Source organism: Chryseobacterium sp. 1B4, assembly GCF_036631475.1.
In the GTDB taxonomy this organism is placed as follows: domain Bacteria; phylum Bacteroidota; class Bacteroidia; order Flavobacteriales; family Weeksellaceae; genus Chryseobacterium.
Window position 1 is genome coordinate 910476 of sequence record NZ_JAPNUF010000007.1, and the last position, 23062, is coordinate 933537.

Here is a 23062-nt window from a genome sequence, read left to right on the forward strand (position 1 = left end):
CCGTATTTTTACGGTATTTACAGGAACGAAGAAATGCTTCTTCAAGGCAGTTTACTTTTACTGCTTAACTTTTAAAATTTATCCAGAATTTTCTTCGGTAAGATTTTCACCAGTTCTTTTTTATACTCTTTTTCCAGAATAACAAATTTCCATGCCTTTTTATCTGTTGCAACAGCACAGGCTTTCATAGGAGCGTTGATGAGATAGGCCCCTTCGTTAGCTACATATTTTACATTATCTGCGCCGTATTTACCTGTTAAGGCGCTGCTCATTTTCTTTCTCATATCATCACTTAATGAACTGACATTACATTTCAGTTTCAAAAATAATGGGTAATAGAAAAATATTCACCCGTAATAAGTTCAGGTTTTTCAATAGTTCCAAATTTTAAATCCTGTACTTCAATTTTCATGAACGGATTATTGTAAGTCATATTCAAAATCTGGGTCATCTGCTCTTTTGAAACTATCGTGAAGAATTTTGGATATATACAGCTTACCGCCTGACCGATCTGCCTGGATTGAATGCTGTTTACAAAATAGGTAAGTGATTTTTTTATTGCTGTATCATCAGAATTCGTCTTGGTCTGCGAAAAAGCAGTAAAAGACAGCAAAATGAGCAGAAAGAAAAGTGATTTGGTTTTCATGATTGAAGGGTGTTACATTTTTGTCAGAAAATTATTAACCTTTCCAACTGTTAAATGTGTCGTACTATTTACTCGGATCGTTACAGAATATTTGAGCAAAATAAAAAAGCCATCCTTTCGGACGGCTTTTTATAATATTTTGAAGATTCAATTATTTTACTTTTACAAGCTCAACATCGAAAACCAACCATGAGTTTGGCGGGATTACCCCTCCTGCTCCTCTTTCTCCGTAAGCCATTGCCGGCGGAATCAATAATGTTGCCGTTTCACCTTCTTTCAATAAAAGGATCCCTTCATCCCATCCTTTGATTACTCTTCCCATTCCGATTGGAATTTCGATCGGCTCATTTCTTTTGAATGAAGAATCAAACTCAGTTCCGTCTACTAATTTACCTGCATAGTGTACAGATACATTGTCACCAGCTTTTGGAGCTTTACCGTCAGCTGTTTTTGTGATTTTATAATAAAGACCGGACTCAGTTTTCTGCATACCAGCTTTCAGGCTTTCTACCAGTTTCTCCTGGTTAGCTTTGAATTCTTCTTCTTTTTTCTTTCTTTCAGCTTCTTCTTTAGCGATGAAAGCTTTATTGTTTTCTGCGATTTTAGCTTTTCCTTCGTTGAAAGTTTTAGCCGCGTCGTAGTGTTTGTACTCGTCACCTTTACTGAAAACAGAAACTTTTTCTAAAACGATATCTGTTTTAGGCTTATCCTGAGCTCCTTTTTCAACATTGGCAATAGCATCAATCACTTCAGTTCCTTTTACTACTTTTCCGAAGATCGTATGTCTTCCGTCCAGCCAAGGAGTAGCTACTTCAGTAATAAAGAACTGAGAACCGTTTGTATTGGGTCCTGAGTTCGCCATAGAAAGGATCCCTTTTCCTGTGTGCTTAAGGTCATTTCTTTCATCCTCGAATTTATATCCCGGATCTCCCATACCTGTTCCCTGAGGGTCACCTCCCTGGATCATGAAATCTTTGATTACTCTGTGGAAAATAGTTCCGTCATAGTAAGGAACTCCTTTAGCCTTAGCTTTGTTGTCGATTTTCCCTTCTGCAAGACCGATAAAGTTGGCTACAGTTACTGGTGCTTTCTTGTCTTCAAACTTCACAATCATATTCCCTTTTGTGGTTTGAAGATTGGCATAAAGTCCGTCATTAAGACCTTCGTAAGTTTCTTTGTCTACGTTCATTTTTTTATAAATTGGGGTACAACTCATCAGCGAAATACTTGCCGCTGCCAGAATTATATTCTTGTTAAACAATTTCATGTATTATAGAGCTTTTAATTTTATGATTAATGGAATGTCGTTGTCTATTTTCTTTTCGTCTCCGTAGGTTCCGTAAGCCAGAGAAGACGGTACCAAAAGCGTTACTTCCTCTCCATCACGTATAAAACGTAAAGCATTCTCCACCGCTTTCAGTTCATTAAAATGCCCGAATCTGGCATCTCTCCTCTCAAAAGGCTTGTCATAGATTTTAGTCTCGTCAAAATCATACAGATCATAGGAATAGGAAATCATGGTTTCATCTTTCCTTTTCTCTCTCTGATCATAACCTTCTACTGTTACCCAGTAATTAAGCTGCGTAGGATAATACTTCACAGACTGGCCATTGATCCAGTCCTGAATCTGGCCCCGTTCTATGGTATTCAAATTTTTCATCCTGTTTTTGGAAACATCCAGATCTTTCTGGCTTAAAACACCGCCTACAGGAGGATGGGCCGTCTGGGCATTTCTGTTGCAGCTCAACAGGCATATGGCTGATATGAAGAGTATTTTTTTCATAAACTTTTGCGAAAATACACATTTCGGGAATCAATTACAAAACTTGATTAAGAAATGTGTGCATGTAATAAAATATGAATGTGATCTTCAACTATTCATCTATTTTTATAAATACATAGATACGAAAAAGCCGGGAAAAACCCGGCTTTCATATTGTTATTTTAAGCTATTATACTGTTTCTAAAGCGTGATCTACAGTAACTCTCCATCCGAACGGATCTTCAGACAGGTTCGTTTGTAAATCTACAAGGTCTTTCTTAAGGATCGCTGCAAAACTTTCTTCATCAGATAATCTTGGAAGATCAAGTTTTTCTCCCTGATATCCTAAAGCCTGGAATTGAGTGGTTACTACTGCTGTACCTACTCCCCAAACTTCTTTAAGAGAACCGTTCTTTAAAGCTTCAATTACTGTTTTTACAGCAATAGGCTCTACTTTCACTTCGATTCCTCTTCTCTTTGCTAACTGAATAAAGCTGTCTCTCGTTACCCCGTCAAGGATTTTTTCAGAAGTCGGAGGGGTATAGATTGTATCGTTGATTCTTACAAATACGTTCATTGTACCACTTTCTTCGAAATATTCGTGAGTAGCATCATCTGTCCAGATGATCTGCTCATATCCTTCTTCTATAGCCAATTGTGTAGGATAGAAAGAAGCAGCGTAGTTCCCTGCAGCTTTTGCGGAACCTACTCCTCCGTTTGCAGCTCTTGAATAGTGGTCAGAGATTTTCACTGATACCGGTTCTGAATAATAGCTCTTCGCCGGCGTTGCAACGATAGCAAACATATATTTATCGGCAACTCTTGCTTTCAAAGCTTCTTCTGTAGCAAAAATCAAAGGTCTGATATAAAGAGACATTCCTTCCCCCTGTGGAATCCAATCTCTGTCGATATCTACTAATGCTTTTAACCCGTCTAAAAACATTTCTTCAGTCACTTCAGGCATAGCAAGACGCTTCGCTGACTTATTGATACGTTCAAAATTCTTTTCTGGCCTGAAAAGGAAAACCTGCCCGTCTTTGTCTTTATAGGCTTTCATACCTTCAAAACAAGCTTGTCCATAATTTACCCCCATCATAGCAGGCGTAAATGGAATCGGACCGTAAGGAACTAATTTTACATCACCCCATTTTCCGTTTTCGTACTCACAAATGATCATATGATCGATGAAAGTATTTCCGAATGAAAAATTGTTAGGGTCAAATGTAGAAATTCTGGAGTTTTCAGTTTTTTGAATTATCATTTTTTAAAATTTTTACGATGTTCTACAAATTTAACATAATTTTCTAAATATAAAAATTTTAGAGTAAATTTGACAAAAAAATAGCTTGAAAAGAGAAATTAAAACCACAAACGACGGCAGTAAAACATTGTTTATCAACGAATTAAATGAAAACTACCATTCGCATCACGGAGCACTACAGGAAGCCGAACACGTGTTTATCAAAAATGGACTGAATTTGATAAATGATTGCGAAATTAATATTTTAGAACTCGGTTTTGGAACAGGTTTGAATGTTTTGGTAACAATTAATGAATATTTAAAAACTGACAAAAATCATGTCATCAATTATTTTTCGCTCGAAAAATACCCCATAAATGAATCCGAAATTAAAGATTTAGCTTACGATGAACTTTTTGATAACCCAGAGTTAAAAAATATTTATCAGAAAATTCATCTGTCAGATTGGGAAAAGCCAGTAGAAATTATTAGTGGATTCAACCTAAAAAAGATAGAATGTGATTTTTTTGATCTGAAAGACATTGATCTGCCTGAAATTAACCTTGTTTATTTTGACTGTTTTGGCGCCAGAGTACAGCCAGACCTTTGGGAAAAACCGTTATTTGAGCTGGTTTCTGACAAAATGGCCATTAACGGATTATTAACAACTTATTCTTCAAAAGGCAGCGTAAGAAGAATTCTTCAGGAATTGAATTTCCAGGTTGAAAAAAACAGGGCCCGCCGGGGAAAAGAGAAATGATTAACGCAGTGAAACTGTAAAAAGGCAAAGGGGCAAAAGTATCCAGAAGCTGATCTTCAAATTTACTTTTTGGCAATTTCGCCTTTTCACCTCTATAAAATTTCCTTACATTAGCTATACAAATATTATACATTATATATATGATAGATAAGATCAACATTAGAGTGTATGCGTGTGCGGTAAAAGATAAGCAGGTTTTAACCTTATTTGAAGAATATGCCGGCGAACCTTTAATGAAATTTCCCGGCGGCGGACTGGAATACGGAGAAGGTGTACTGGAATGCCTGCATCGTGAGTTTGATGAAGAACTGAATGTAAAAATAAATGTACTGGAACATTTCTACACACAGGAAAACTTTCTGGTTTCCCGCTTCCGAGAAAATGAACAGCTGCTTACCATATATTATATCGTAGAGATCATCAATGAAGAAGATTTTATTATTATGGATCCCTGCATTGAAAAAACAGAATGGATTGATATTGACAGACCGGATAACCCTTTTCCGCTTCCGATAGATAAAATCGTATTCGATAAATTAAAAGAAAAATTCCTGTAAGGTAACCTTACAGGAATGTATATTATTTCTTTACTTTAAAATCGCTTGCTCCCGGATAAGGCTGTAAATACCCTGAGTTCCAGTTGGATTGCAGCAGTGATTCTATAAATTCATCACTTCTGTTGGTATGAGGATCATAGCGCTCTTTCAGATCAATATCAGCCATTTTTCCTTTCACATTCCACCAGAAAGCACTCCATCCTCCCCTCAGCTCTTTGATAATCTCAAATACATTTTTGCCGGTAGCCCTGTTCATCAGCTTTGCAAAAACCTGTCCTTCGGTAGTAGTAAGATCTCTCAGTTGCTTTTCATATTGGTCAGCCAGTATATTCTGTCTCTCTCTTACAAACTTTCTTTTGGCTTTACTATCCATATCATTCATATCTTTCTGAATATCCCTGTACTGCTGCAATGCGGTAACAAATAACGGATATACTCTATAGAGCTTTTTATTCAGGAAGTAATAGTAATTCTTATCCAGCTGATTGTTAAATCGTGGCTTATTCACCAATACCAATTCATCTAAAACGACGACAGGCTCACCATTGATTTCATAAACCTTGATCTTCTGCTGTTCGTCATAATAATACTTATTCCCAAATTCGTCCACTTTCAGGGATTCAGGCGGGTACTGACTGAGAGGTTTTGCCACAATACCATCTTTCTGACCGAAAACACTGACTCCAAAAAGAGAATAAAAAGGCAGATAATCTTACTAAAATTCATTATTTTACACTTATAAGAACAAAAATTGAACGCAAAAATCATTCCTTTTTATGAAATTTGAAAAGAAATCTTTAAAATTTTTAGAAAAATACCTAAATACTTCATCACCAACAGGTTACGAACATAAAGGACAGGAAGTCTGGATGGATTACATCAGACCGTATGTAGATAAGATAGAAGTAGACCATTATGGAACCTGCTATGGAATTATCAATCCGGAAGCCGAATTTAAAGTAGTGATTGAAGCACATGCCGATGAAATCTCATGGTACGTTAATTATATTACTGAGGATGGATTAATTTATGTCATCAGGAACGGAGGCTCTGACCAGACTATTGCTCCCTCCAAAGTGGTACATATTCACGGAGAAAACGGAATTGTAAAAGGAGTATTCGGATGGCCTGCCATTCACACAAGAACAAACCAGAATGAGCCGACTCCAAAGATCGAAAATATTTTTATAGACTGTGGTGCTACTTCCAAAAAGGAAGTGGAAGAAATGGGAATCTTTGTAGGATGCATGATCACTTATCCTGATGAGTTCTTTGAAATGAACGACCGGTATTTTGTGTGCAGAGCTCTGGACAACAGAATCGGTGGTTTTATGATTGCTGAAGTGGCCAGACTTTTAAAAGAAAATAAGAAATCAATTCCTTTCGGGCTTTACATCACTAATTCCGTACAGGAAGAAGTAGGCTTATACGGAGCAGATATGATTGCAGATACCATCAAACCGAATATTGCCATTGTAACAGACGTCACCCATGATACGACAACCCCGATGATTGAAAAGAAGAAAGAAGGTGATCAGAAATGCGGTGCAGGTCCGGTAGTATTCTTCGCTCCAAGTGTTCATCACACCATCAGGGAACTGATTATTGATACTGCAAAGGCTAAAAAAATTCCTTTCCAGAGGGCTGCAGCCAGCAGGGCTACAGGAACTGATACAGATGCTTTTGCCCATTCGAACGGCGGAGTACCAAGTGCGTTAATTTCCTTACCTTTGCGTTATATGCATACTACGGTAGAAATGGTGTCTAAGGAAGATGTAGCTAATGTTATTAAACTTATCTACGAAACGGTCCTTAAGATCAAACCGGAAATGAAACTGAAATATCATTAATTGAGATTTCAGATATAAGACAACAGACACCAGACTCAAATGACTGCATATTTCTGCTCTTTAAAGATCTGAAATCTGAGATCTAATATCTTATATCTAAATAAAAAGTATAAAAGTAAAAATGAAAACGAAGCTTATTGCTCCATCCCTTTTATCTGCAGACTTCGGGAACCTGCAAAAGACATTGAAATGCTGAATAATTCTCAGGCCGACTGGATCCACGTTGATGTAATGGACGGCAGATTTGTACCCAACATTTCATTTGGTTTTCCGGTAATGAAAACCGTTCAGCAGCATGCTAAAAAATTTGTAGATGTTCACCTGATGATCGTGGAACCTGAAAAATATGTTGATGAATTCATCAATCTTGGTGCAGACCTTGTTTCTGTACATTATGAGGCATGCACCCATCTTCACAGAACCATTCATCATATTCAGAATAAAGGAGCAAAAGCCGGTGTTGTTTTAAACCCTTCCACTCCGGTGCTAATGCTTGAAGATATTATTGCAGATGTTGATCTTGTATTATTAATGAGCGTAAACCCGGGATTTGGAGGTCAGAAATTCATCGAAAATACCTATAAAAAGATTGCCGAAACCAAAGACCTGATCTTAAGCAACAATTCTACAGCACTTATTGAAGTAGACGGAGGGGTAAATCTCGACAACGCTTCCAAATTATTTGAAGCCGGCGCCGATGTTCTTGTTGCAGGAAATGCTGTTTTCTCAGATGAAAGCCCTGAAAGAACAATCGAACTTTTAAAGATTTAAGATTATCTTTTATCATATACAAAAGGCAGCCGTTGGCTGCCTTTTCTCTTGTTTGGAAACTTAAGTCGTCTTGGTTATAATCTTTTTTTCAACTTGTTGAAAATGTTTAAAACTGTCTTACTAACAAGACAAAGATCTGAATAAAACCACATGTACACATCCGTAGAAATACTGAATCTGATGCTTATGTATTTTTACCTGATTCCATTTATAATTTTTTATACTTCCTTATTCCAGACACAGGCACAGACCACAAAAATGATTGAAATGACAGAAAAAACAGTTCTTATATTATTCAGGAAATTCCATCTGTTTTCAAAATTTTCCCGCATCTGCCTGAGCGCTTCCGTAGTGGAACCTGAAATATCGAACTTATCCAGCGCATCATTCATCGGAACATTCCCGGCAACCGTCACCCCAAAAACTCCAATCAGGTAAGCCAGTGTAGCTAAAAGGAGAAAAATAAAGACAGGTTGCTGCCCACGGAATAAAAATGCAGACAATGGAAGAAGAACTACAGTACCCATAAAGCTCATAAAGAAGACAGGATTAAGGATTTCCCGGTTGATGTTCTGCATAGCTTTCAGGTATTCCGGATCAGAGAGCTTTCCCAGCCCAAGGACAACCGAACATGAATAAGCATAAAAAAGTCCTCCTATCAAAGCAGTGAGAACAGCGGTAATGATCAATACTAATGTTGTCATTTTCATATAATTTGATTTTGGTTATCAGAATAGGATTTAATAAGGATTCCATTTTTTAATGATATTCTGAGCTGTAAGAATCATTTCAGGGTCCCAGTTTTCTGTTTTGAAATAATGAAAGTTATGATTTTTAATAACTGAGACATCAGCATTTTCAAAAAGAAGCTTAGTAAGCACCGACTGTTCTTCATATAGTATCAAATCTTCCAAAGGTTTTTCCGGAAGAGTTATTTCTTTTTTCCTCCAGTTCCTTTCTTCCCATTTCATATCGGATATCTCAATAATTGTTCTGACAGTATTAAAATCAGTCAGGAAAGAAGCTTTTTCTTCTTCTGTTTTTACAGTATGCCCCAGTCTTTCAATAATAATATATTCCAGATGTTGGCATTGCTCCATTACAGAGGGCAAAACAGAAAGAATATCCTGAGGAACGGCATCATCATGAGTATCTCTCCTCACCTGCTTTTTCCATAAGCACTCTCCTGCCAGCTTCCTCCGGAAAGATGAATCTCTTTTACCTTATGCAAAGGATACAAACCAATAATCTCTTTCATTCCTACCCCGAAATTACAGGATTGACAATAAATATTATGGAGATCAAGAATCAGAAAGCCATTTGTATCTTCTGTAAGCCGATCAAGAAACACTCCCTGCTCCTTAACATCATCTATGGAAAAAGAAAATGCCAGATTTTCTACCCCTACGGGAATATCCACTGCTTCCTGAAGCCTGTAAAGCCTGTCTTTTCCTATTTGTAAAGTCTTTGGATGCAAAGACACCGGTAATGGTACCCCCTGATGAAAATTTTCCGTATTCATGAAACCAAAATGTTCCGTAATATGGCTGTATTTCCGGAGCCTGACTTCTTCTTTAAGCTTTTTCAGCCATTCATCCTGTCTTTCTGTCCATCTTGCATCAAACAAAGAATAATAAACACCATGACCAATCAAACGCCCATTCTCTGCATAAAAGTTTAACAGATCACGAAGCCAATCCGGTTCATACGGTTGATAAAGGGTATCAAAAGACCATTCCAGCACATCCATGGAATTATTCTGAAGCAATGGCAAAACAGCGGAAACAAAGTCTGCTTCTGCCATCATCGATACTCCCAGCATTGGCTTTCTCATCTCCTATCCCATCCCGCAGGCCGGGCAGCCATATCCATGAAGTACAAGTGTATCTTTTTTTACGGCCGGTTTAGGACTTCCCGGTTTTTTCTTTTCAACCGTATCCGAAGCAGCAGCTATCTTTACTTTTTTGACAGGCTTTTTCGTTTTAGTTACAGGTTTGGTAGTCTGTGCAGAGACTCCTACCGCTAGCAAACTTGCCATTAATATTGCCGGAATTTTCATAATTGCTTTTTTCAGGTAAATTTTACAATAAACGTTCCATTTCTAAAATACAATAAAAAGAAACAGTTTGATAACAATTATTACTCAATATTAAAACTATTTTATCCTGTAAGGTTTTCTTTATTTATATTTAATGTTAAAATTAATCTATATATGAAAAGCAGTCTGATTAAAGCTGTTTTCCTTGGCCTGATATTATCTGCGGGTACTATTGATGCACAGGAACAAACAGCCGGCAACAGCAAAAAATGGAATGGTTTAAAAATGCCAAGCTGGGTATCTTTATTCATTGGGGAATTTACTCCGTCAACGGAATCTCCGAATCCTGGTCATTCTTCAATAATTACATTAATCACGAAAATTATATGAAACAGCTGAATGGTTTTTCAGCTTCAAAATATCAGCCGGAACAATGGGTAAATCTCATTAAAGAATCCGGTGCAAAATATGCGGTGATAACAACAAAACATCATGACGGAGTTTCATTGTGGAATTCAAAAGCAGAAAAAGCGACAAGCATTCCTCAGAACTCATTGGCCCAAAAGGATGTTTTGAGCCCTTTTGTTACTGCACTGAAAAATTCAGGATTAAAAACAGGACTTTATTTCTCCTTACCGGATTGGAGCCATCCTTATTATGATATCAATACCCGGACAAAAAAGCGTTATGAAATCAAAATGATCCTGCACGGTGGCAGCATTTTATCAGCTATTATCAGAGCCAGCTTAATGAACTTTCTTCTCAGTACGCTCCGGATCTTCTTTGGTTCGATGGGGACTGGGAGCATACTTCTGAGGAATGGCAGGCTTCTCAGACTTTAGATTTACTGAGGAAATACAATTCCAATATCATTATCAATTCCAGACTCAACAATCACGGAGATTATGATACTCCGGAACAAGGTGTCCCGGTAGTTCCCCCTCAGAATCCATATTGGGAACTCTGCTATACCATGAATGATTCCTGGGGATACCAACCCTTTGACAAAAGTTATAAAACCCCTAATATGATTGTCAGAACGCTGGCAGATGTAATCAGTATGGGAGGAAATCTCCTTCTTGATATCGGCCCCAGATCAGACGGCAGCATTCCGGAGGAACAGGTTGAGATTCTTAAAAACCTGGGACGATGGACCTCAAAAAATCAGCATGCCATTTACGAAACAACCCGTGGAATTCCTTTTGAAAACTACAAAGGGAAATCTTCTTTGTCGGTCTCCAAAAAATCTTTATTCCTGTATCTTGAAGAAGCCAAAAACTTTACAAAGATCTATGGGCTGGCAACAAAACCTCATTCAGTAAAAATCATCGGAGAACCATCCGCTGTTGTTAAAGCGGATTATAATACTGAAAAAACTCTGACACTGAACTTCTCCGATGTAAAATTTGACAAAGATGTCACAGTGGCAGAACTTATTTTTGACACTCCTCCTGTATTTCTGAAAGATTTTAAAAAGAAAGAACATCCTCTTGCTGAAATGCTGGAAAACAAAAATACCCGGGAAGCCGTTTATGATGTAGCCAATGCCTTATATAATGGTAATAATCTGTTCACAAATGCAGGATTAACCAATGATGGCCTCGATATGAAAATCAAAAAAACCTGCAACAAATCCGGAAACGCTGCAATGGATAAGCAAACATGCAGAGGCTTTATTTGAAACAGGAAAAGGGCTGCCGGAAGGTCATTTCCCGGAATGAGTGCTTTATCAAAAGACAAACAGACACTTTATCTTTTGTGGAAGGAATTCCAACAGGACCAATTGCACTGAAGGGAATAAAAAACAACATTGCCAGAATAAGAATCGCAGGGGAAGGCAGCATGCTTACCCATACCATTTACAATAAACTTTACTGGAGTGACAGACCGGGAATCATTTACATTGATATTCCTAAAGAGAGACTGGATAAACAGATGACGGTCATTGCAGTTTTGCTTGATAAGCCTCTTGAGCTGTACAGAGAAAATGTAGGAGCTATTGAAAATAATCTTTAAGCCTTCGCAATAGCAAAACAAAAAATCCGGAGAACATTCCCCGGATTTCTTTATTGTATAAGATGATTTTCTTAGAAAATCTCTCTTCCTGAAAATGGAATTGAGCTTCGATTAATGCATTCTCGTCAGAATCTGAACCGTGAACAGCATTTTCTCCGATGCTTCTTGCAAACATTTTTCTGATTGTACCTTCTGCAGCTTCTGCAGGGTTAGTAGAACCGATTAATGTTCTGAAGTCTTCAACTGCATTGTCTTTTTCTAAAACTGCAGCTACGATAGGACCAGAGCTCATGAATTCTACTAATTCTCCATAAAATGGTCTCTCAGCGTGTACTTCATAGAATTTTTTTGCATCAGCAACTGTAAGCTGAGTCAATTTCAAAGCTTTGATTTTAAAACCTCCTTCAGCAATCTTACCCAATATAGCACCGATATGTCCGTCAGCAACAGCATCAGGCTTAATCATAGTGAATGTAATGTTAGACATAAATGTATATTTTTTTAATGGCGCAAAATTACAAAAAATATCTTTGATTTTTATTTTAATTTTTTTTTAACATAAAAATAACTTTTATTAAGAAATTACAAAGTAAACTTTGGCACAGTAATTGTTTATTCTATTGCGATTCTCATGTTTAATTTGAGTTTTCATGGTTATTAGTTTTTACCCACTTCGGCTGGGTTTTTTATTTCAAAAAAAATACCACATTTTTTTACTAATTCCATAATTTTCAACCACATAAAAAGTCATATAAAATAATTTTATCATTTTTTTTGCTATTATTGCAATAGCCAAAATTACCCTTAGTATCATTTTTCAAGCTCAGTCAAAATGTGACAAAATTGGAGTTATTTATGAGAAAGGTAGATCAAAAAGTGGAATTATTCAAAAACAGATTTTTTCATTAAAATTCAAAAAAAATAATTCATAAAAAAACAAATGCTTCTATGTATCTAAATTTAATCTTTAAAGAAGTAATTTATTAGAACAATATTTTATCTGGTGTCAGATAAAATGTTACAGATCCGTCCGGATTCATCTGTATTTGACAAATAAATAGCACAGTTTACTTTTGGGAAGCTTCTTCAGCCTCGTCCATCAGCTTAATGTAGGTTGCATAGCGGGAATGTTGGATTTCACCGGTTTCAAGCGCTTCGATAACGGCACATTTCGGTTCATTTACGTGAAGGCAGTTGTGAAATTTACACTCTTCTCTCTTTTTGAAAATCTCAGGGAAGTAATGCTGTACTTCTTCTTTTTCAATATCGATCATCGCAAATTCACGAACACCGGGAGTATCAATGACATTTCCTCCAAAATCCCAGAAGTGCATTTGCGCAAAAGTTGTTGTATGTTTTCCTTTCAGGTGGGTGTCTGAAATTTCCGATGTCTTTAAATTCAGCCCAGGCTGCAAAGCATTTACCAGAGTAGATTTTCCACACCCTGAATGCCCGAAGAATACTGAAGTTTTATCTTTCAGAATTTCCTGAAGCTGATTCAGATTCAATTTAGAATAGGAGGAAATTTCAAGGGTGTCATAACCAATTTCCTGGTATAAGAATTCAATGTCTTTTACAATTTCAATTTCTTCTTCGTGTAAAACATCGATTTTATTAAAAAGAATAAGCGGGGTAATATTGTAGGCTTCACAGCACGCCAGAAACCTGTCCAGAAATCCTAGTGAGGTCTCAGGATGCTTCAGCGTAAAGATAAAGCATGCCAGGTCAATATTGGAAGCAATAATATGAGCTTCTTTTGAAAGGTTGACTGATTTTCTGATCAGATAATTGGAACGCGGCTCAATTTTCGTAATCCACGCAATATCATCCTGTTCCAGTTGGAACTCAACAAAATCTCCTACAGCAAGCGGATTGGTAAGTCTGGTTTTTATCAGTTTAAATTTTCCCCTGATTCTGGCCTCGAAAATTTTATTTGTTTCCAATTCCAAAACCTGGTACCAACTGCCTGTAGATTTAATGATTTTTCCTTTCATAGATAATACTGCTGCAAATATACGGAATTAGGGCTTAGAATTCAGGAAATAGGTTTAAAAACACATGTTTCAATTCCCTAAATACTGATGCCTAAGCCCTAAATTATATTGAGACCGAAATTCCGGTACAAGTTTTAATTCTATTATCTTTTATCGATCATAATATTATTCTGAACTTCAATAGACTCCTCGTGGATTGCTTTGAATACTTTTTCAATAAACTCCTGAGACATTCCTGTTTCTTTGGCTTTTTGTGTAGCGTATTCTGTAATTACTTTCCAACGTTCAGGCTGGAAGATCGCAATATCGTTTTCCTTTTTAAGCTTACCGATTTTTTCAGAAATTTTCATCCTTTGGGAAAGAAGCTCAATTAACTGGAAGTCAAGATCCGAAATTAAAGTTCTGTGTCTGCCCATTTCTCCTTCAAAACCTGCAAGATTAGAGCTTCTCACCTTTAAATTACCAATAAGATCTGCAAGAACCTCCGGGGTAATCTGCTGAGAAGCATCACTCCATGCTTCATCAGGATTGCAGTGTGATTCAATGATTGCTCCCTGGTATCCTACGTTAAGTGCCTCCTGCGTAATATCAGCAAGACCTGTTCTGTTTCCGCAGATGTGTGACGGGTCAATCAGCATGGGTATATTCGGAAACTGGCTCTTGAAATCAAGGGCAATCTGCCAGTTCGGGTTGTTTCTGTATTTTGTTTTCTGGTAGGTTGAAAATCCTCTGTGGATCACCCCCAGGTTTTTAATATCCTGTCCTAATAGTCTTTCCAACGCTCCGATCCATAAAGCAAGATCCGGATTAACAGGGTTTTTCACGAATACCGGCTTATCAGTTCCCCTTAAAGCCATCGCAAGTTCCTGTACTGTAAACGGATTCACTGTAGAGCGTGCCCCGATCCAAAGAACATCCACATCTGCCTCCAGAGCTGCAAATACGTGGTGTGCATTAGCTACCTCAGTAGCTGTTTTAAAACCGTATTCTTCTTTTACTTTTTTCAGCCAGTTCAAGCCTATAACCCCTACTCCTTCAAAACCGTTCGGTTTAGTACGGGGTTTCCAGATTCCTGCACGGAAAACCGAAACATTAGCATTGGATTCTTTAATTCTCCTGGCAGTTTCAAGCATCTGAGCTTCACTTTCCGCACTACAAGGTCCCGCAATCATTAAAGGCTGTGTAAGCCCATCGATCCACTCATTTTTTAAATCATTTAAATTCATTATTCTAAATTTTATTGTTTTTTTATATACTTTTTTCGTTGACAGCAATAGCCCTTTGGATTATAAAATTTAATTTATAATTCTTTTCAAAAAATGCCGTTCAAAATTGTTTAAAGGAATCAGGAAAATAATAGGGCTCTACTTCTCCTGTATTTTTTGGAAAGAAATTCAGTTAACAGTACCAATAAAATCGGTAATAGGTTCTGAAATTTCTATAATAAGAAGCAGAAAAACTAAAATAGCCGCTAAAAAAGTAATTAGCGGGTGCAAAAAAAGACAGATATGTGTTAGTCAGTTTTTCCATTTTATTCTGGAAATGTCTTGTTTTAGCGTTTCTGGTTGTAATGTATTTTTGTCAAAAACGTATTTTCGACAGAAATATTTGACAAATATATAAAAATTATGTCAAATCAAACTTCATTAAATCATCAAGATCTTTCAAAAGTGGATTTTTTCGATAAACTTTTCAAACATTTTCCTCTTCGTCACCACCTCAATCTTCAGATTTTCAACGTCTCTGACGTATTCTACCTCGATGCTATGGTTCTGAACTTTTCTTTTAAAATGATTAAAAAATTCTCCACTTATTTTGTCAAATTCTACTTTGGCAGAATCTGAAGGGAATAAAACTTTGATTTTATGCTCTTCAGCTTTTTCCAGCTTAAAGGTTTTCACCGCATTGAACACAAAATTATTTTTAACCTGGAGCTGCTTAAGCATAATTTTCCATTCTGTCTGCAGATCTGTATCTGTAAAATGGTTTTGAGGAAGATTTTCAGTTCTCACAACTGTATCTTCTGCAGCTTCCACTTTATCTTCTTTATTCAAAAAGGAATTGATGCTGAAACCGGAAGAGATTCCCGGCCTTGATAACGGCTTGGTTGTTTTGGCTACTGAAACTGCCTGAACTGTCTGGGAAGCTGCAGGCTGCTGCTCTGCTTTAACTTCTATCTTCTCCGGAGATTTTTCCGGAATTTTCACTTCCTGTTTCTCACTGAGAAACGGAGCCAGTATCAGGAACTTTTTTTAGTATCGCCTAAATTAGCTGTCAGTGAAGCCAGCTGCATTAATGCAATTTCAACCGTAAGTCTTGGGTTTTTGGAATTTTTATAATTGATGTCCGCGTGGTTGCAGATCTCAATACCATCAATCAGCTGCTGGGCGGCCCATTTCTGTCCCTGTTCTACAAATTTGGCTTTGGTCTTCTCTCCTACTTCTATGAGTTCCATCGTTGAAGCATTCTGTGCCATCATCAGGTCTCTGAAATGATTTCCTAATCCGGCAATAAAAATATGAGGATCAAAACCTTTTTTACAATTTCATTGAATGCAGAAAGGACTTCCGGAATTTTATTTTCCTTGGCAAGATCCACAATATTGAGATACTGATCGTAATCCAGAATATTCAGCACTTCGGCAGCTTTGGCCAGCGTAATGTTTTTCTGGGAGAAAGTAGACAGCCTGTCGAAAATGGAAAGTGCATCTCTTAAGGCTCCATCGGCTTTCTGAGCAATCAGATACAATGCATCATCTTCGTACCGGATATTTTCTTTCTCGGCAATATTTCTCAGATGATTCTGGATGTCTTCAATGACAATTCTCTTGAAGTCATAGATCTGACAACGTGACAAAATGGTAGGAATAATCTTATGCTTCTCCGTGGTTGCTAAAATAAATATAGCATGGGCAGGCGGCTCTTCCAGTGTTTTCAGGAAAGCATTGAAAGCGGCAGAAGACAGCATATGAACCTCATCTATGATATATACTTTGTATTTACCAACCTGAGGTGCAAAACGTACCTGATCTATCAGTTCCCTGATATCATCTACAGAGTTATTGGATGCTGCATCCAGCTCGTAGATATTATACGCAAAGCCGTCTTCTGAAACCGAGCCATCTTTCTCATTGATCTTTCTTGCCAGAATCCTGGCACAAGTAGTTTTACCCACACCACGAGGACCGCAAAAAGCAATGCCTGAGCTAATTGGCTTTCTTCAATTGCATGTTCTAAAGTATCCGTAATATGGGATTGTCCTACAACCGTATCAAACTCCTGAGGACGATATTTTCTTGCAGATACTATAAAATTTTCCATTGGCCAAAAGTAAGAAATATAGTTTTAATTTGAAAATTAAAAGTTTTCAAATTATCAACAAAAATCATATTTCTGCCTAAATCGGAAAACTTTTAATTCCTACTTTTTGCTGTAAGCAAAGTCGATCAGCTCAACGATAGCGCCTTCAATCTCTTTTCTGCCTTCTTCAGTTTTCAGGTCAATCCCGCAGAACTTACTTGCGTTGTATCCTGTATAAAGGTTGAGATAATAAGCCCCGGAAACAATAAGAGCCATAATTGCCCTGTGCCTTGTTGCCACACCTTCTCCGAAGTAAGGATCTGAAATGTTTCCAAATAAAACCTCTCCTACTTCTTCACGCTGATCAACCAGTTTTTTAAGGATAGGCTTGCTTTCAGAAAGTTCCCAAAGAATAATTTTCTGAAGTTCCTTATTTTTCTTCAGGTTTTCGAACTGATTAAGCACCACCATTTTGGTAAGCTCATGTCCGCCGTCAGAAAAGTCCATATCAACGTCCTGGTTGACCTGGCTCCAGTAATCCTGAGATTTGATATACTCATCGATCAGTTTATCAGTACTTCCGAAGTACTCATAGATCAGTTTTTTATCAAATCCGGCAACGGCAGCGATTTTGCTTACTTTTAATCCGGAATATCCTTTTACTCTTAAAATTTTACCAACTGCAGCAAGCAGTTTCTGTTTTGTTTTTTCTTTGTCCCTAATGGGGCCCTGCACTACTTTTCTAGGCATAATTATTATTTTTTCGCAATATGCAATTTTTTATTAATATCATCAAACGCATTAAGCGTTTTGTCGAGATGTTCTTTTTCATGTCTTGCAGTCACACTCATCCTGATACGCGCATCTTTTCTTGGTACAGCCGGATAAAGAATCGGGTTGGTATAGATTCCTTTTTCTATTAGTAGTTTTCCGGCTTCCCCTGTTACATAAGGGTCTCCAATTTTTACGGGAATAATGGCGGAGCAGGTTACCCCGGTATCTAATCCTAAATCATCAAGTCCTTTTTTGAAATAGTTGATATTATTCCAGAGTTTTTCTCTCCAGATAGGTTCTTCATCAATTAAATCAATGGCTTTAACGATTCCTGCGGATGATGGCGGAGCTGTAGCTGAGAAGATCTGCTGACGGGAATGGAATCTGATGAATGCGGAAAGTTTTTTATCTGCAATAACATAACCGCCCAGATTACCAAAGGTCTTACTGAATGTACCTGTAATGATATCTACCTTATCCAGTAATCCAGCCTGTTCCAAAGTTCCTCTCCCTGTTTCTCCGAGGATGCCGACACCATGTACGTCGTCCACCATCAGAAAGGCATTGTACTTTTTTACAAGATTATAGATCTCATTAATGCGGGAAGTATCTCCATCCTGGGAATACACTCCATCCACTACAACGAGTTTCGTACGGTACAGATTTTCAGATACCTTCAAAATGTGTTCCAAAGATTCGAGATTATTGTGCGGAAATGTTTTTTTATTGGTAAAAGCACATCCTTCGTGCACGCTGGCATGTACCGCCATATCTAAAATAGCAAGATCCTCTTTCTGCATTAAACATTGTAAAGTAGCACTGTTAGCAGTATATCCTGTAGTAAATACTACAGCTTCGTCTTCTGTACGTTTAAAAAAACCTGAAATCTTTTTTCTAAAGCGTTATGGTAATCAAAATATCCACCGATAAGAGGAGTTGCTCCTGTACCTGTACCATATTTTTCTATTCCTTCAATAGCTGCTTGCTTTACTTTTGGGTGTTGTGTAAATCCCAAATAATCACTTGATACGAAACTAACGAATTCTCTGTTGCGGTCTGCAATATTTACATTCAGTACTGCATTGGTTCCTGAAGTATTCTTCAGTCTGTAGTTCATGTGCCCGTTAGACTTTACATAGTCTAAATATTCATAAAAAATTTCAGCCCTTTGAGCCATGTCATTGTCTGGTATATTCTCAAAGTCTTTAATAGTTGCTGTTGTGAAGTTGATGCTCATCCTTAATCTTGTTTGTTGTGTGGTTTAAAAAAAACAAATATATAACTATTTAAAGGGCTTAAGCTCCCTTACTAAGATTAAATATTATTAAAGACACAATAATTTATTCTTATGCTCTGGAAACCAAACTCAATTGTATACCTCTGTCTCTTTTTAACATTTTTCTTTATTGAATTAATTAGTTTTTTCTTACCTAAATTTAATAAAAAAGTAAACAATAAAGAAATATTAATAGATAAATAATAAAAAAATGCGATTATTTTTTACAACCACCTCATTTATAAAAGATTATTTTCCGGTAATTTTAACAATATAATTCACTAAATTATCTTTAAACCGTCATTACAGCATGATTAAATCCCTACCTAGAGACAGAATTTGCCGTAAATTCCCTTCTAAAGCAATTTTAAAGAAATAAAACAGACGGATTAAGATTTATTGGATTTTCTGAATTCCCCAGGTGTATGACCGGTCATTTTTTTGAAAAACTTTGAAAAGTTGGAAGGGTCATACGTAAAAATACGGGCAATTTCTGCTACAGATTTACGGGTAGTAACGAGCATATATTTGGCCTGTTCAATAATTTTTTCATCATAAAAAAAGCAGGGATGCTGCCCGGTTTCCTTTTTAACAGTATCGGTAAGATGTTTATGGGACACCGCAAGCTCTCCGGCAATTTCATTCAATTCCATAAATTCCGGAACAGCCCCGGAGATAACATCCCGGATATGCTTGTCTAAAAAGGTAAAATACTGACGGGTGATCTCTTCACTTCTTTTCATCATTCAGGGTTCTTCTTAATCTGTATTCAAATTATAAAATTAATCATTAGATGCAAAACAGCATGGTGAACTTTTCGGATATTTAAACTCAACGTTTAATAAAAACTATCTTTAAAAGCCTGCGTAGAATTTTTTACTTTTAACTTTTCCAGAATATTCTGGCGGTGGCGGCTTACAGTATTGACGCTTATAGACAGCAGATCTGCAATTTCTTTGCTGGCACATCCTTCACCTACAAACTTCAAGACCTCCAGCTCTCTCGGGCTCAGAATACTTTTATAGTCAAGCTTATCTTTTACAACCACTTCTCCTTTTATCATATTCACAATCATAAAATCAGGGGCATTGGATGAAGTCAGGGCCATATTATAGAGGCATAATGCCAGCCTCAGCCTTCCGTTGTCAGGTGAATAAATATAAAACATACGGTGATTCACCCATCTGTACTTTTCATTTTTATCTTTCATCCTGATTTTTGAAAGCACACTGTACGCTGTACGTTCCTTCATTTCCATCGTATCAAGTAATTTGAAAAAACGGAGTTCGTGGATATATTTTTTCAGGCGGTCATCCGGATGTATCTTTTTCAGCATTTCTTCTTCCCAGATGGTTTCAATTTCTGCAGGATTTTCATCTGTACTGAGGCCAAGTTCTGCTGCCGCTTCAGACTTATAAATATAACTTTTATTCGCCTGCATATCACTCAGTACACCTATTGCACCTTCCATCTGCGAATATGCCAGAGCCCTCTGCTTATAGATTTCTATATCAAGCAGGCACTTTTTTGAAGTGCTATCAAGTAATTTATCGCTAAGCTGTTCACGGATTTCCATAATGGTTATTTATCAGTATTGACGAAAATGTTGTTTAATAATACTTTTGCTAAAATAATAATTACGTTTAGAACTTATTTCAAAGAGAATGAAGAAATTGATTTTAGGTTTTTGCACCTTATTCCTTACTCAAAAGTTTTGCGCCCAGACCCTGGAGAAAATGACCTGGTTTAACGAGCCTGAAAAATGGGAAATAAAAAACAACAGTCTTTCGATGTTCGTAACCCCTCAAAGTGATTATTGGAGGGTTTCACATTATGGATTTACTGTAGATGACGCTCCTTTTTATTATACAACTTATGGCGGCGAATTTGAAGCAAAAGTAAAAATAACCGGGAGCTATAAAGCCAGATTTGACCAGATGGGGCTTATGCTGAGAACAGATAAGGAGCATTATATCAAAGCCGGAGTAGAGTTTGTAGATGGAAAATATAATCTAAGCACGGTAGTAACCCACAACAAAAGTGACTGGAGTGTCATTACACTGGAGAAAACACCTCCTGCAGTATGGATAAAAGCGGTAAGAAGGCTGGATGCTGTTGAGATTTTCTATTCTTTTGATGACAAGAACTATATCATGATGCGCAATGCTCCTCTTCAGGATAATACTCCTGTGATGGTCGGATTAATGGCAGCATGTCCTGACGGAGAAGGATTCAATGCCACCTTTGAAAACTTTAAAGTAAAGCATCTTCCGGATCAGCGCAGGCTGCAATGGCTTGAAAAACATCAATAACGATTGAATTATACTTCAATATACAATCAATTTTATTTACCTCCCATCATTTCCGGGAGGTTTTTTATTGTAAAATGTCATTCCGTGAGGGTTAGAAACAAAAAGAGGCTGTTTATCAGTACAGCCTCTTGTGTTTTTGAGATAAAAACCGTTTGTGTTCTTAGAATCATTATTTTGACAATAAAGCTTCTTTAGTCGTTATGAGAATATTTTGCAAAAATATGAATATCCATGAGCCCTGGCAAAGATGTCATGTAGAATTAACCTCAGATTTTTGTCAAATTATTACTACAAATAACAATTAAAAAAAGCTTAAGCCGTTATTAATAAATCTGTAAAAAATATACAGACACATCAATATTTGTCATTTATAAATTCTAAAATAAATCCAAAGCCCGGTACACCACTATGATTTACTGAAGGATTTTAAAATGAATCTGTCATAAATTTATCACTTATTATTGATATATCATAATTTTTTGGAAAATTCTGAGTACCATGTTAACGGCAAACCACCATATAACTTACAGAAAACAGGAGGTAAGATGCTGATTTATCTCCATAATTTCACTATTTTTACACGATCAAAAAATATAAAACACAAAAGACCAGAAAACTTCAATGATAAAAATTTATTCTCAATCGTTCCTGCCCTTTAAAAAGACTTTGACTTATACAAATATTATTATTAACCATCTATTGCATTAGCAGCAGATAAAGATAAGTCTTGCACATATATGAGAATCTGGGCATTTATTTTTGCTTGCATATATTTAAACATTTCCGGACAGCGCCACACTTCTTCGTGGTACAACATAGATAATGGGCTTCCGCAAAGCAGTGCAAAGGCCATCGTCAAGGATAAATATGGCTTTATCTGGATCTCCACAGAAAACGGACTGGTACGGTATGATGGAAGTTCGTTTATTACTTTTAATAATTTCAGGGTAAATAACCTGCATTTCGGTGAATTTATCGGAGATCCGCTTCTTGACAGTATAACGGTTCTTAATAATTTTCAGGAGAATAAGATCATCATTAAAAACAGATTCCCGAAGCTTGCAAACATTACCAAAGATGATAAAATAATCTACTCCAAAGGGGGAAGCATTATACACCGTATTGCGAACAACATCATTACATCGGATTTCTATAATGATGTGCAATATTTTATCCGGCTTAAGAATTCTGTTTATCATTTTACAGAAAATGCCATTATCTATAAGGAAGGAAAAAAGAAACAAAAATCGGACTTCCCTTTACCAATAAAGATCTGAACAATACTTTTGTTTTTAATGATACACTTTTTATCAATGATCTGAAAAAAGAAAAACCTACTCTATCTGCAAAGGTCATCTTTCCGTTTCTTCCCAACCTACGCTTTTTAATCATCCGGATACCAAAGTTTACTGGCAGCAGATCACGGATCAGACTTTCATTATCAACCACAATACTATTTATATCGTAGAAGGTTCTCCCAGTGGTCTTCGTTTGAAATTTCTTGTAAAATATGAGGAAATCGGAAACCATCCTTACTGTGCTATGTTCTATGACAAGGATTTCAATAAATTATATCTTGGAACGCTCAATAACGGACTGAATATCGTTAAGCTTTCCAATTTTTATATTTCAAAAAAGAAGCTGATTTTTCCAATAATGTTTATTATACCTCCCTCCCTTTCAGTAAGAATACGATCATTAGTGAAGACGGTACAGAATTCGGGAGAAACGGCATTGTAAACAAGCATCTTTTCGGGTACAATGACA

The 23062-nt window shown here is 36.8% G+C and carries 26 protein-coding genes and 4 pseudogenes; 10 read left to right on the forward strand and 20 right to left on the reverse strand.

Going from position 1 to position 23062, the window contains the following annotated elements; translation table 11 throughout:
- Positions 1–71 precede the first annotated feature (71 nt).
- From OWR28_RS14115 to OWR28_RS14135, 5 genes are all read right to left on the reverse strand, one after another.
- A complete protein-coding gene (locus OWR28_RS14115; protein ID WP_332387128.1) occupies positions 72–272 on the reverse strand; it encodes a hypothetical protein in 201 nt (66 codons plus the stop codon).
- Between the two features lie 47 nt (positions 273–319).
- Positions 320–646, reverse strand: a complete 327-nt coding sequence (locus OWR28_RS14120; RefSeq protein ID WP_332387129.1) for a hypothetical protein — start codon at positions 644–646, stop codon at positions 320–322.
- Between the two features lie 151 nt (positions 647–797).
- Complete coding sequence (locus OWR28_RS14125; RefSeq protein ID WP_228370561.1) at positions 798–1835, reverse strand: peptidylprolyl isomerase; 1038 nt, start codon at positions 1833–1835, stop codon at positions 798–800.
- 81 nt (positions 1836–1916) lie between these two features.
- Positions 1917–2429, reverse strand: a complete 513-nt coding sequence (locus OWR28_RS14130) for an FKBP-type peptidyl-prolyl cis-trans isomerase (protein ID WP_332387130.1) — start codon at positions 2427–2429, stop codon at positions 1917–1919.
- A 169-nt stretch (positions 2430–2598) separates the two neighbouring features.
- Positions 2599–3669, reverse strand: a complete 1071-nt coding sequence (locus OWR28_RS14135; RefSeq protein ID WP_332387131.1) for a branched-chain amino acid aminotransferase — start codon at positions 3667–3669, stop codon at positions 2599–2601.
- Between the two features lie 85 nt (positions 3670–3754).
- Here OWR28_RS14135 and mnmC2 point away from each other — a divergent pair.
- Both mnmC2 and OWR28_RS14145 read left to right on the forward strand, forming a co-directional pair.
- Positions 3755–4428: pseudogene (mnmC2, locus tag OWR28_RS14140) on the forward strand (tRNA (5-methylaminomethyl-2-thiouridine)(34)-methyltransferase MnmC2).
- A 120-nt stretch (positions 4429–4548) separates the two neighbouring features.
- The gene (locus tag OWR28_RS14145) at positions 4549–4965 is read left to right on the forward strand and encodes an NUDIX hydrolase (RefSeq protein ID WP_332387132.1); all 417 of its coding nucleotides are present in this window, start codon (positions 4549–4551) and stop codon (positions 4963–4965) included.
- Between the two features lie 22 nt (positions 4966–4987).
- Here OWR28_RS14145 and OWR28_RS14150 read toward each other — a convergent pair whose 3' ends face one another.
- Positions 4988–5617 carry a DUF4294 domain-containing protein gene (locus tag OWR28_RS14150; RefSeq protein ID WP_494168455.1) on the reverse strand — a complete coding sequence of 210 codons (630 nt, stop codon included), beginning with the start codon at positions 5615–5617 and terminating at the stop codon, positions 4988–4990.
- A gap of 124 nt (positions 5618–5741) precedes the next feature.
- Between OWR28_RS14150 and chrP the strand changes: the two genes are divergently transcribed.
- Both chrP and rpe read left to right on the forward strand, forming a co-directional pair.
- Positions 5742–6815, forward strand: coding sequence for a chryseobasin maturation metalloprotease ChrP (gene chrP / locus OWR28_RS14155; RefSeq protein ID WP_332387133.1), 1074 nt, complete (start codon positions 5742–5744; stop codon positions 6813–6815).
- A gap of 121 nt (positions 6816–6936) precedes the next feature.
- A pseudogene (gene rpe, locus OWR28_RS14160) lies at positions 6937–7586 on the forward strand (ribulose-phosphate 3-epimerase).
- Between the two features lie 218 nt (positions 7587–7804).
- On the opposite strand, the gene chrI reads toward rpe, so the two are convergent.
- Genes chrI through chrA form a run of 4 tightly spaced genes read right to left on the reverse strand, consistent with a single transcriptional unit; the run spans position 7805 to position 9645 of the window.
- Positions 7805–8290: a chryseobasin maturation helper ChrI gene (gene chrI, locus OWR28_RS14165; protein ID WP_332387134.1), complete on the reverse strand. Its 486-nt coding sequence runs from the start codon at positions 8288–8290 to the stop codon at positions 7805–7807.
- 36 nt (positions 8291–8326) lie between these two features.
- Positions 8327–8749, reverse strand: a complete 423-nt coding sequence (locus tag OWR28_RS14170) for a hypothetical protein (protein WP_332387135.1) — start codon at positions 8747–8749, stop codon at positions 8327–8329.
- Complete coding sequence (locus tag OWR28_RS14175; RefSeq protein ID WP_332387136.1) at positions 8746–9408, reverse strand: multinuclear nonheme iron-dependent oxidase; 663 nt, start codon at positions 9406–9408, stop codon at positions 8746–8748. The genes OWR28_RS14170 and OWR28_RS14175 overlap by 4 nt, the downstream gene beginning before the upstream one ends.
- A gap of 15 nt (positions 9409–9423) precedes the next feature.
- Complete coding sequence (gene chrA / locus OWR28_RS14180) at positions 9424–9645, reverse strand: MNIO class RiPP chryseobasin precursor ChrA (protein WP_332387137.1); 222 nt, start codon at positions 9643–9645, stop codon at positions 9424–9426.
- Between the two features lie 248 nt (positions 9646–9893).
- Here chrA and OWR28_RS14185 point away from each other — a divergent pair, with 248 nt between their 5' ends.
- Genes OWR28_RS14185 through OWR28_RS14195 form a run of 3 tightly spaced genes read left to right on the forward strand, consistent with a single transcriptional unit; the run spans position 9894 to position 11640 of the window.
- Complete coding sequence (locus OWR28_RS14185) at positions 9894–10466, forward strand: alpha-L-fucosidase (protein ID WP_332387138.1); 573 nt, start codon at positions 9894–9896, stop codon at positions 10464–10466.
- The gene (locus tag OWR28_RS14190; RefSeq protein WP_332387471.1) at positions 10349–11305 is read left to right on the forward strand and encodes an alpha-L-fucosidase; all 957 of its coding nucleotides are present in this window, start codon (positions 10349–10351) and stop codon (positions 11303–11305) included. Before OWR28_RS14185 ends, OWR28_RS14190 begins: the two co-directional genes overlap by 118 nt.
- Positions 11287–11640 (forward strand): hypothetical protein, encoded by a 354-nt coding sequence (locus tag OWR28_RS14195; RefSeq protein WP_332387139.1) that lies wholly within the window; start codon positions 11287–11289, stop codon positions 11638–11640. The genes OWR28_RS14190 and OWR28_RS14195 overlap by 19 nt, the downstream gene beginning before the upstream one ends.
- Positions 11641–11711: 71 nt before the next feature.
- Here OWR28_RS14195 and OWR28_RS14200 read toward each other — a convergent pair.
- From OWR28_RS14200 to OWR28_RS14245, 10 genes and pseudogenes are all read right to left on the reverse strand, one after another.
- Positions 11712–12127 (reverse strand): annotated as a pseudogene (locus OWR28_RS14200) (nucleoside-diphosphate kinase).
- Positions 12128–12707: 580 nt separating this feature from the next.
- The gene (gene rsgA / locus OWR28_RS14205; protein ID WP_332387140.1) at positions 12708–13634 is read right to left on the reverse strand and encodes a ribosome small subunit-dependent GTPase A; all 927 of its coding nucleotides are present in this window, start codon (positions 13632–13634) and stop codon (positions 12708–12710) included.
- A gap of 143 nt (positions 13635–13777) precedes the next feature.
- A complete protein-coding gene (locus OWR28_RS14210) occupies positions 13778–14860 on the reverse strand; it encodes a chorismate mutase (protein WP_332387141.1) in 1083 nt (360 codons plus the stop codon).
- Between the two features lie 438 nt (positions 14861–15298).
- Positions 15299–15841: a DUF8439 domain-containing protein gene (locus OWR28_RS14215; protein WP_332387142.1), complete on the reverse strand. Its 543-nt coding sequence runs from the start codon at positions 15839–15841 to the stop codon at positions 15299–15301.
- Between the two features lie 32 nt (positions 15842–15873).
- Positions 15874–16954, reverse strand: a pseudogene (gene dnaX / locus OWR28_RS14220) (DNA polymerase III subunit gamma/tau).
- Between the two features lie 99 nt (positions 16955–17053).
- Positions 17054–17683, reverse strand: a complete 630-nt coding sequence (locus OWR28_RS14225) for a TetR/AcrR family transcriptional regulator (RefSeq protein WP_332387143.1) — start codon at positions 17681–17683, stop codon at positions 17054–17056.
- A gap of 5 nt (positions 17684–17688) precedes the next feature.
- Positions 17689–18594 carry an aminotransferase class I/II-fold pyridoxal phosphate-dependent enzyme gene (locus OWR28_RS14230; RefSeq protein WP_332387472.1) on the reverse strand — a complete coding sequence of 302 codons (906 nt, stop codon included), beginning with the start codon at positions 18592–18594 and terminating at the stop codon, positions 17689–17691.
- On the reverse strand, positions 18555–18944 hold the full coding sequence (locus OWR28_RS14235; protein WP_332387144.1) for a hypothetical protein: 390 nt from the start codon (positions 18942–18944) through the stop codon (positions 18555–18557). The genes OWR28_RS14230 and OWR28_RS14235 overlap by 40 nt, the downstream gene beginning before the upstream one ends.
- A 428-nt stretch (positions 18945–19372) precedes the next feature.
- Complete coding sequence (locus tag OWR28_RS14240) at positions 19373–19729, reverse strand: helix-turn-helix domain-containing protein (RefSeq protein ID WP_332387145.1); 357 nt, start codon at positions 19727–19729, stop codon at positions 19373–19375.
- Between the two features lie 92 nt (positions 19730–19821).
- Complete coding sequence (locus OWR28_RS14245; RefSeq protein WP_332387146.1) at positions 19822–20559, reverse strand: LuxR C-terminal-related transcriptional regulator; 738 nt, start codon at positions 20557–20559, stop codon at positions 19822–19824.
- A gap of 88 nt (positions 20560–20647) precedes the next feature.
- On the opposite strand from OWR28_RS14245, the gene OWR28_RS14250 reads away from it, so the two are divergent.
- The 3 genes from OWR28_RS14250 (at position 20648) to OWR28_RS14260 (ending at position 23035) form a co-directional block, all read left to right on the forward strand.
- On the forward strand, positions 20648–21295 hold the full coding sequence (locus OWR28_RS14250) for a DUF1349 domain-containing protein (protein WP_332387147.1): 648 nt from the start codon (positions 20648–20650) through the stop codon (positions 21293–21295).
- A 737-nt stretch (positions 21296–22032) separates the two neighbouring features.
- A complete protein-coding gene (locus tag OWR28_RS14255; RefSeq protein ID WP_332387148.1) occupies positions 22033–22572 on the forward strand; it encodes a two-component regulator propeller domain-containing protein in 540 nt (179 codons plus the stop codon).
- A gap of 214 nt (positions 22573–22786) precedes the next feature.
- On the forward strand, positions 22787–23035 hold the full coding sequence (locus tag OWR28_RS14260) for a hypothetical protein (protein ID WP_332387149.1): 249 nt from the start codon (positions 22787–22789) through the stop codon (positions 23033–23035).
- Positions 23036–23062 lie beyond the last annotated feature (27 nt).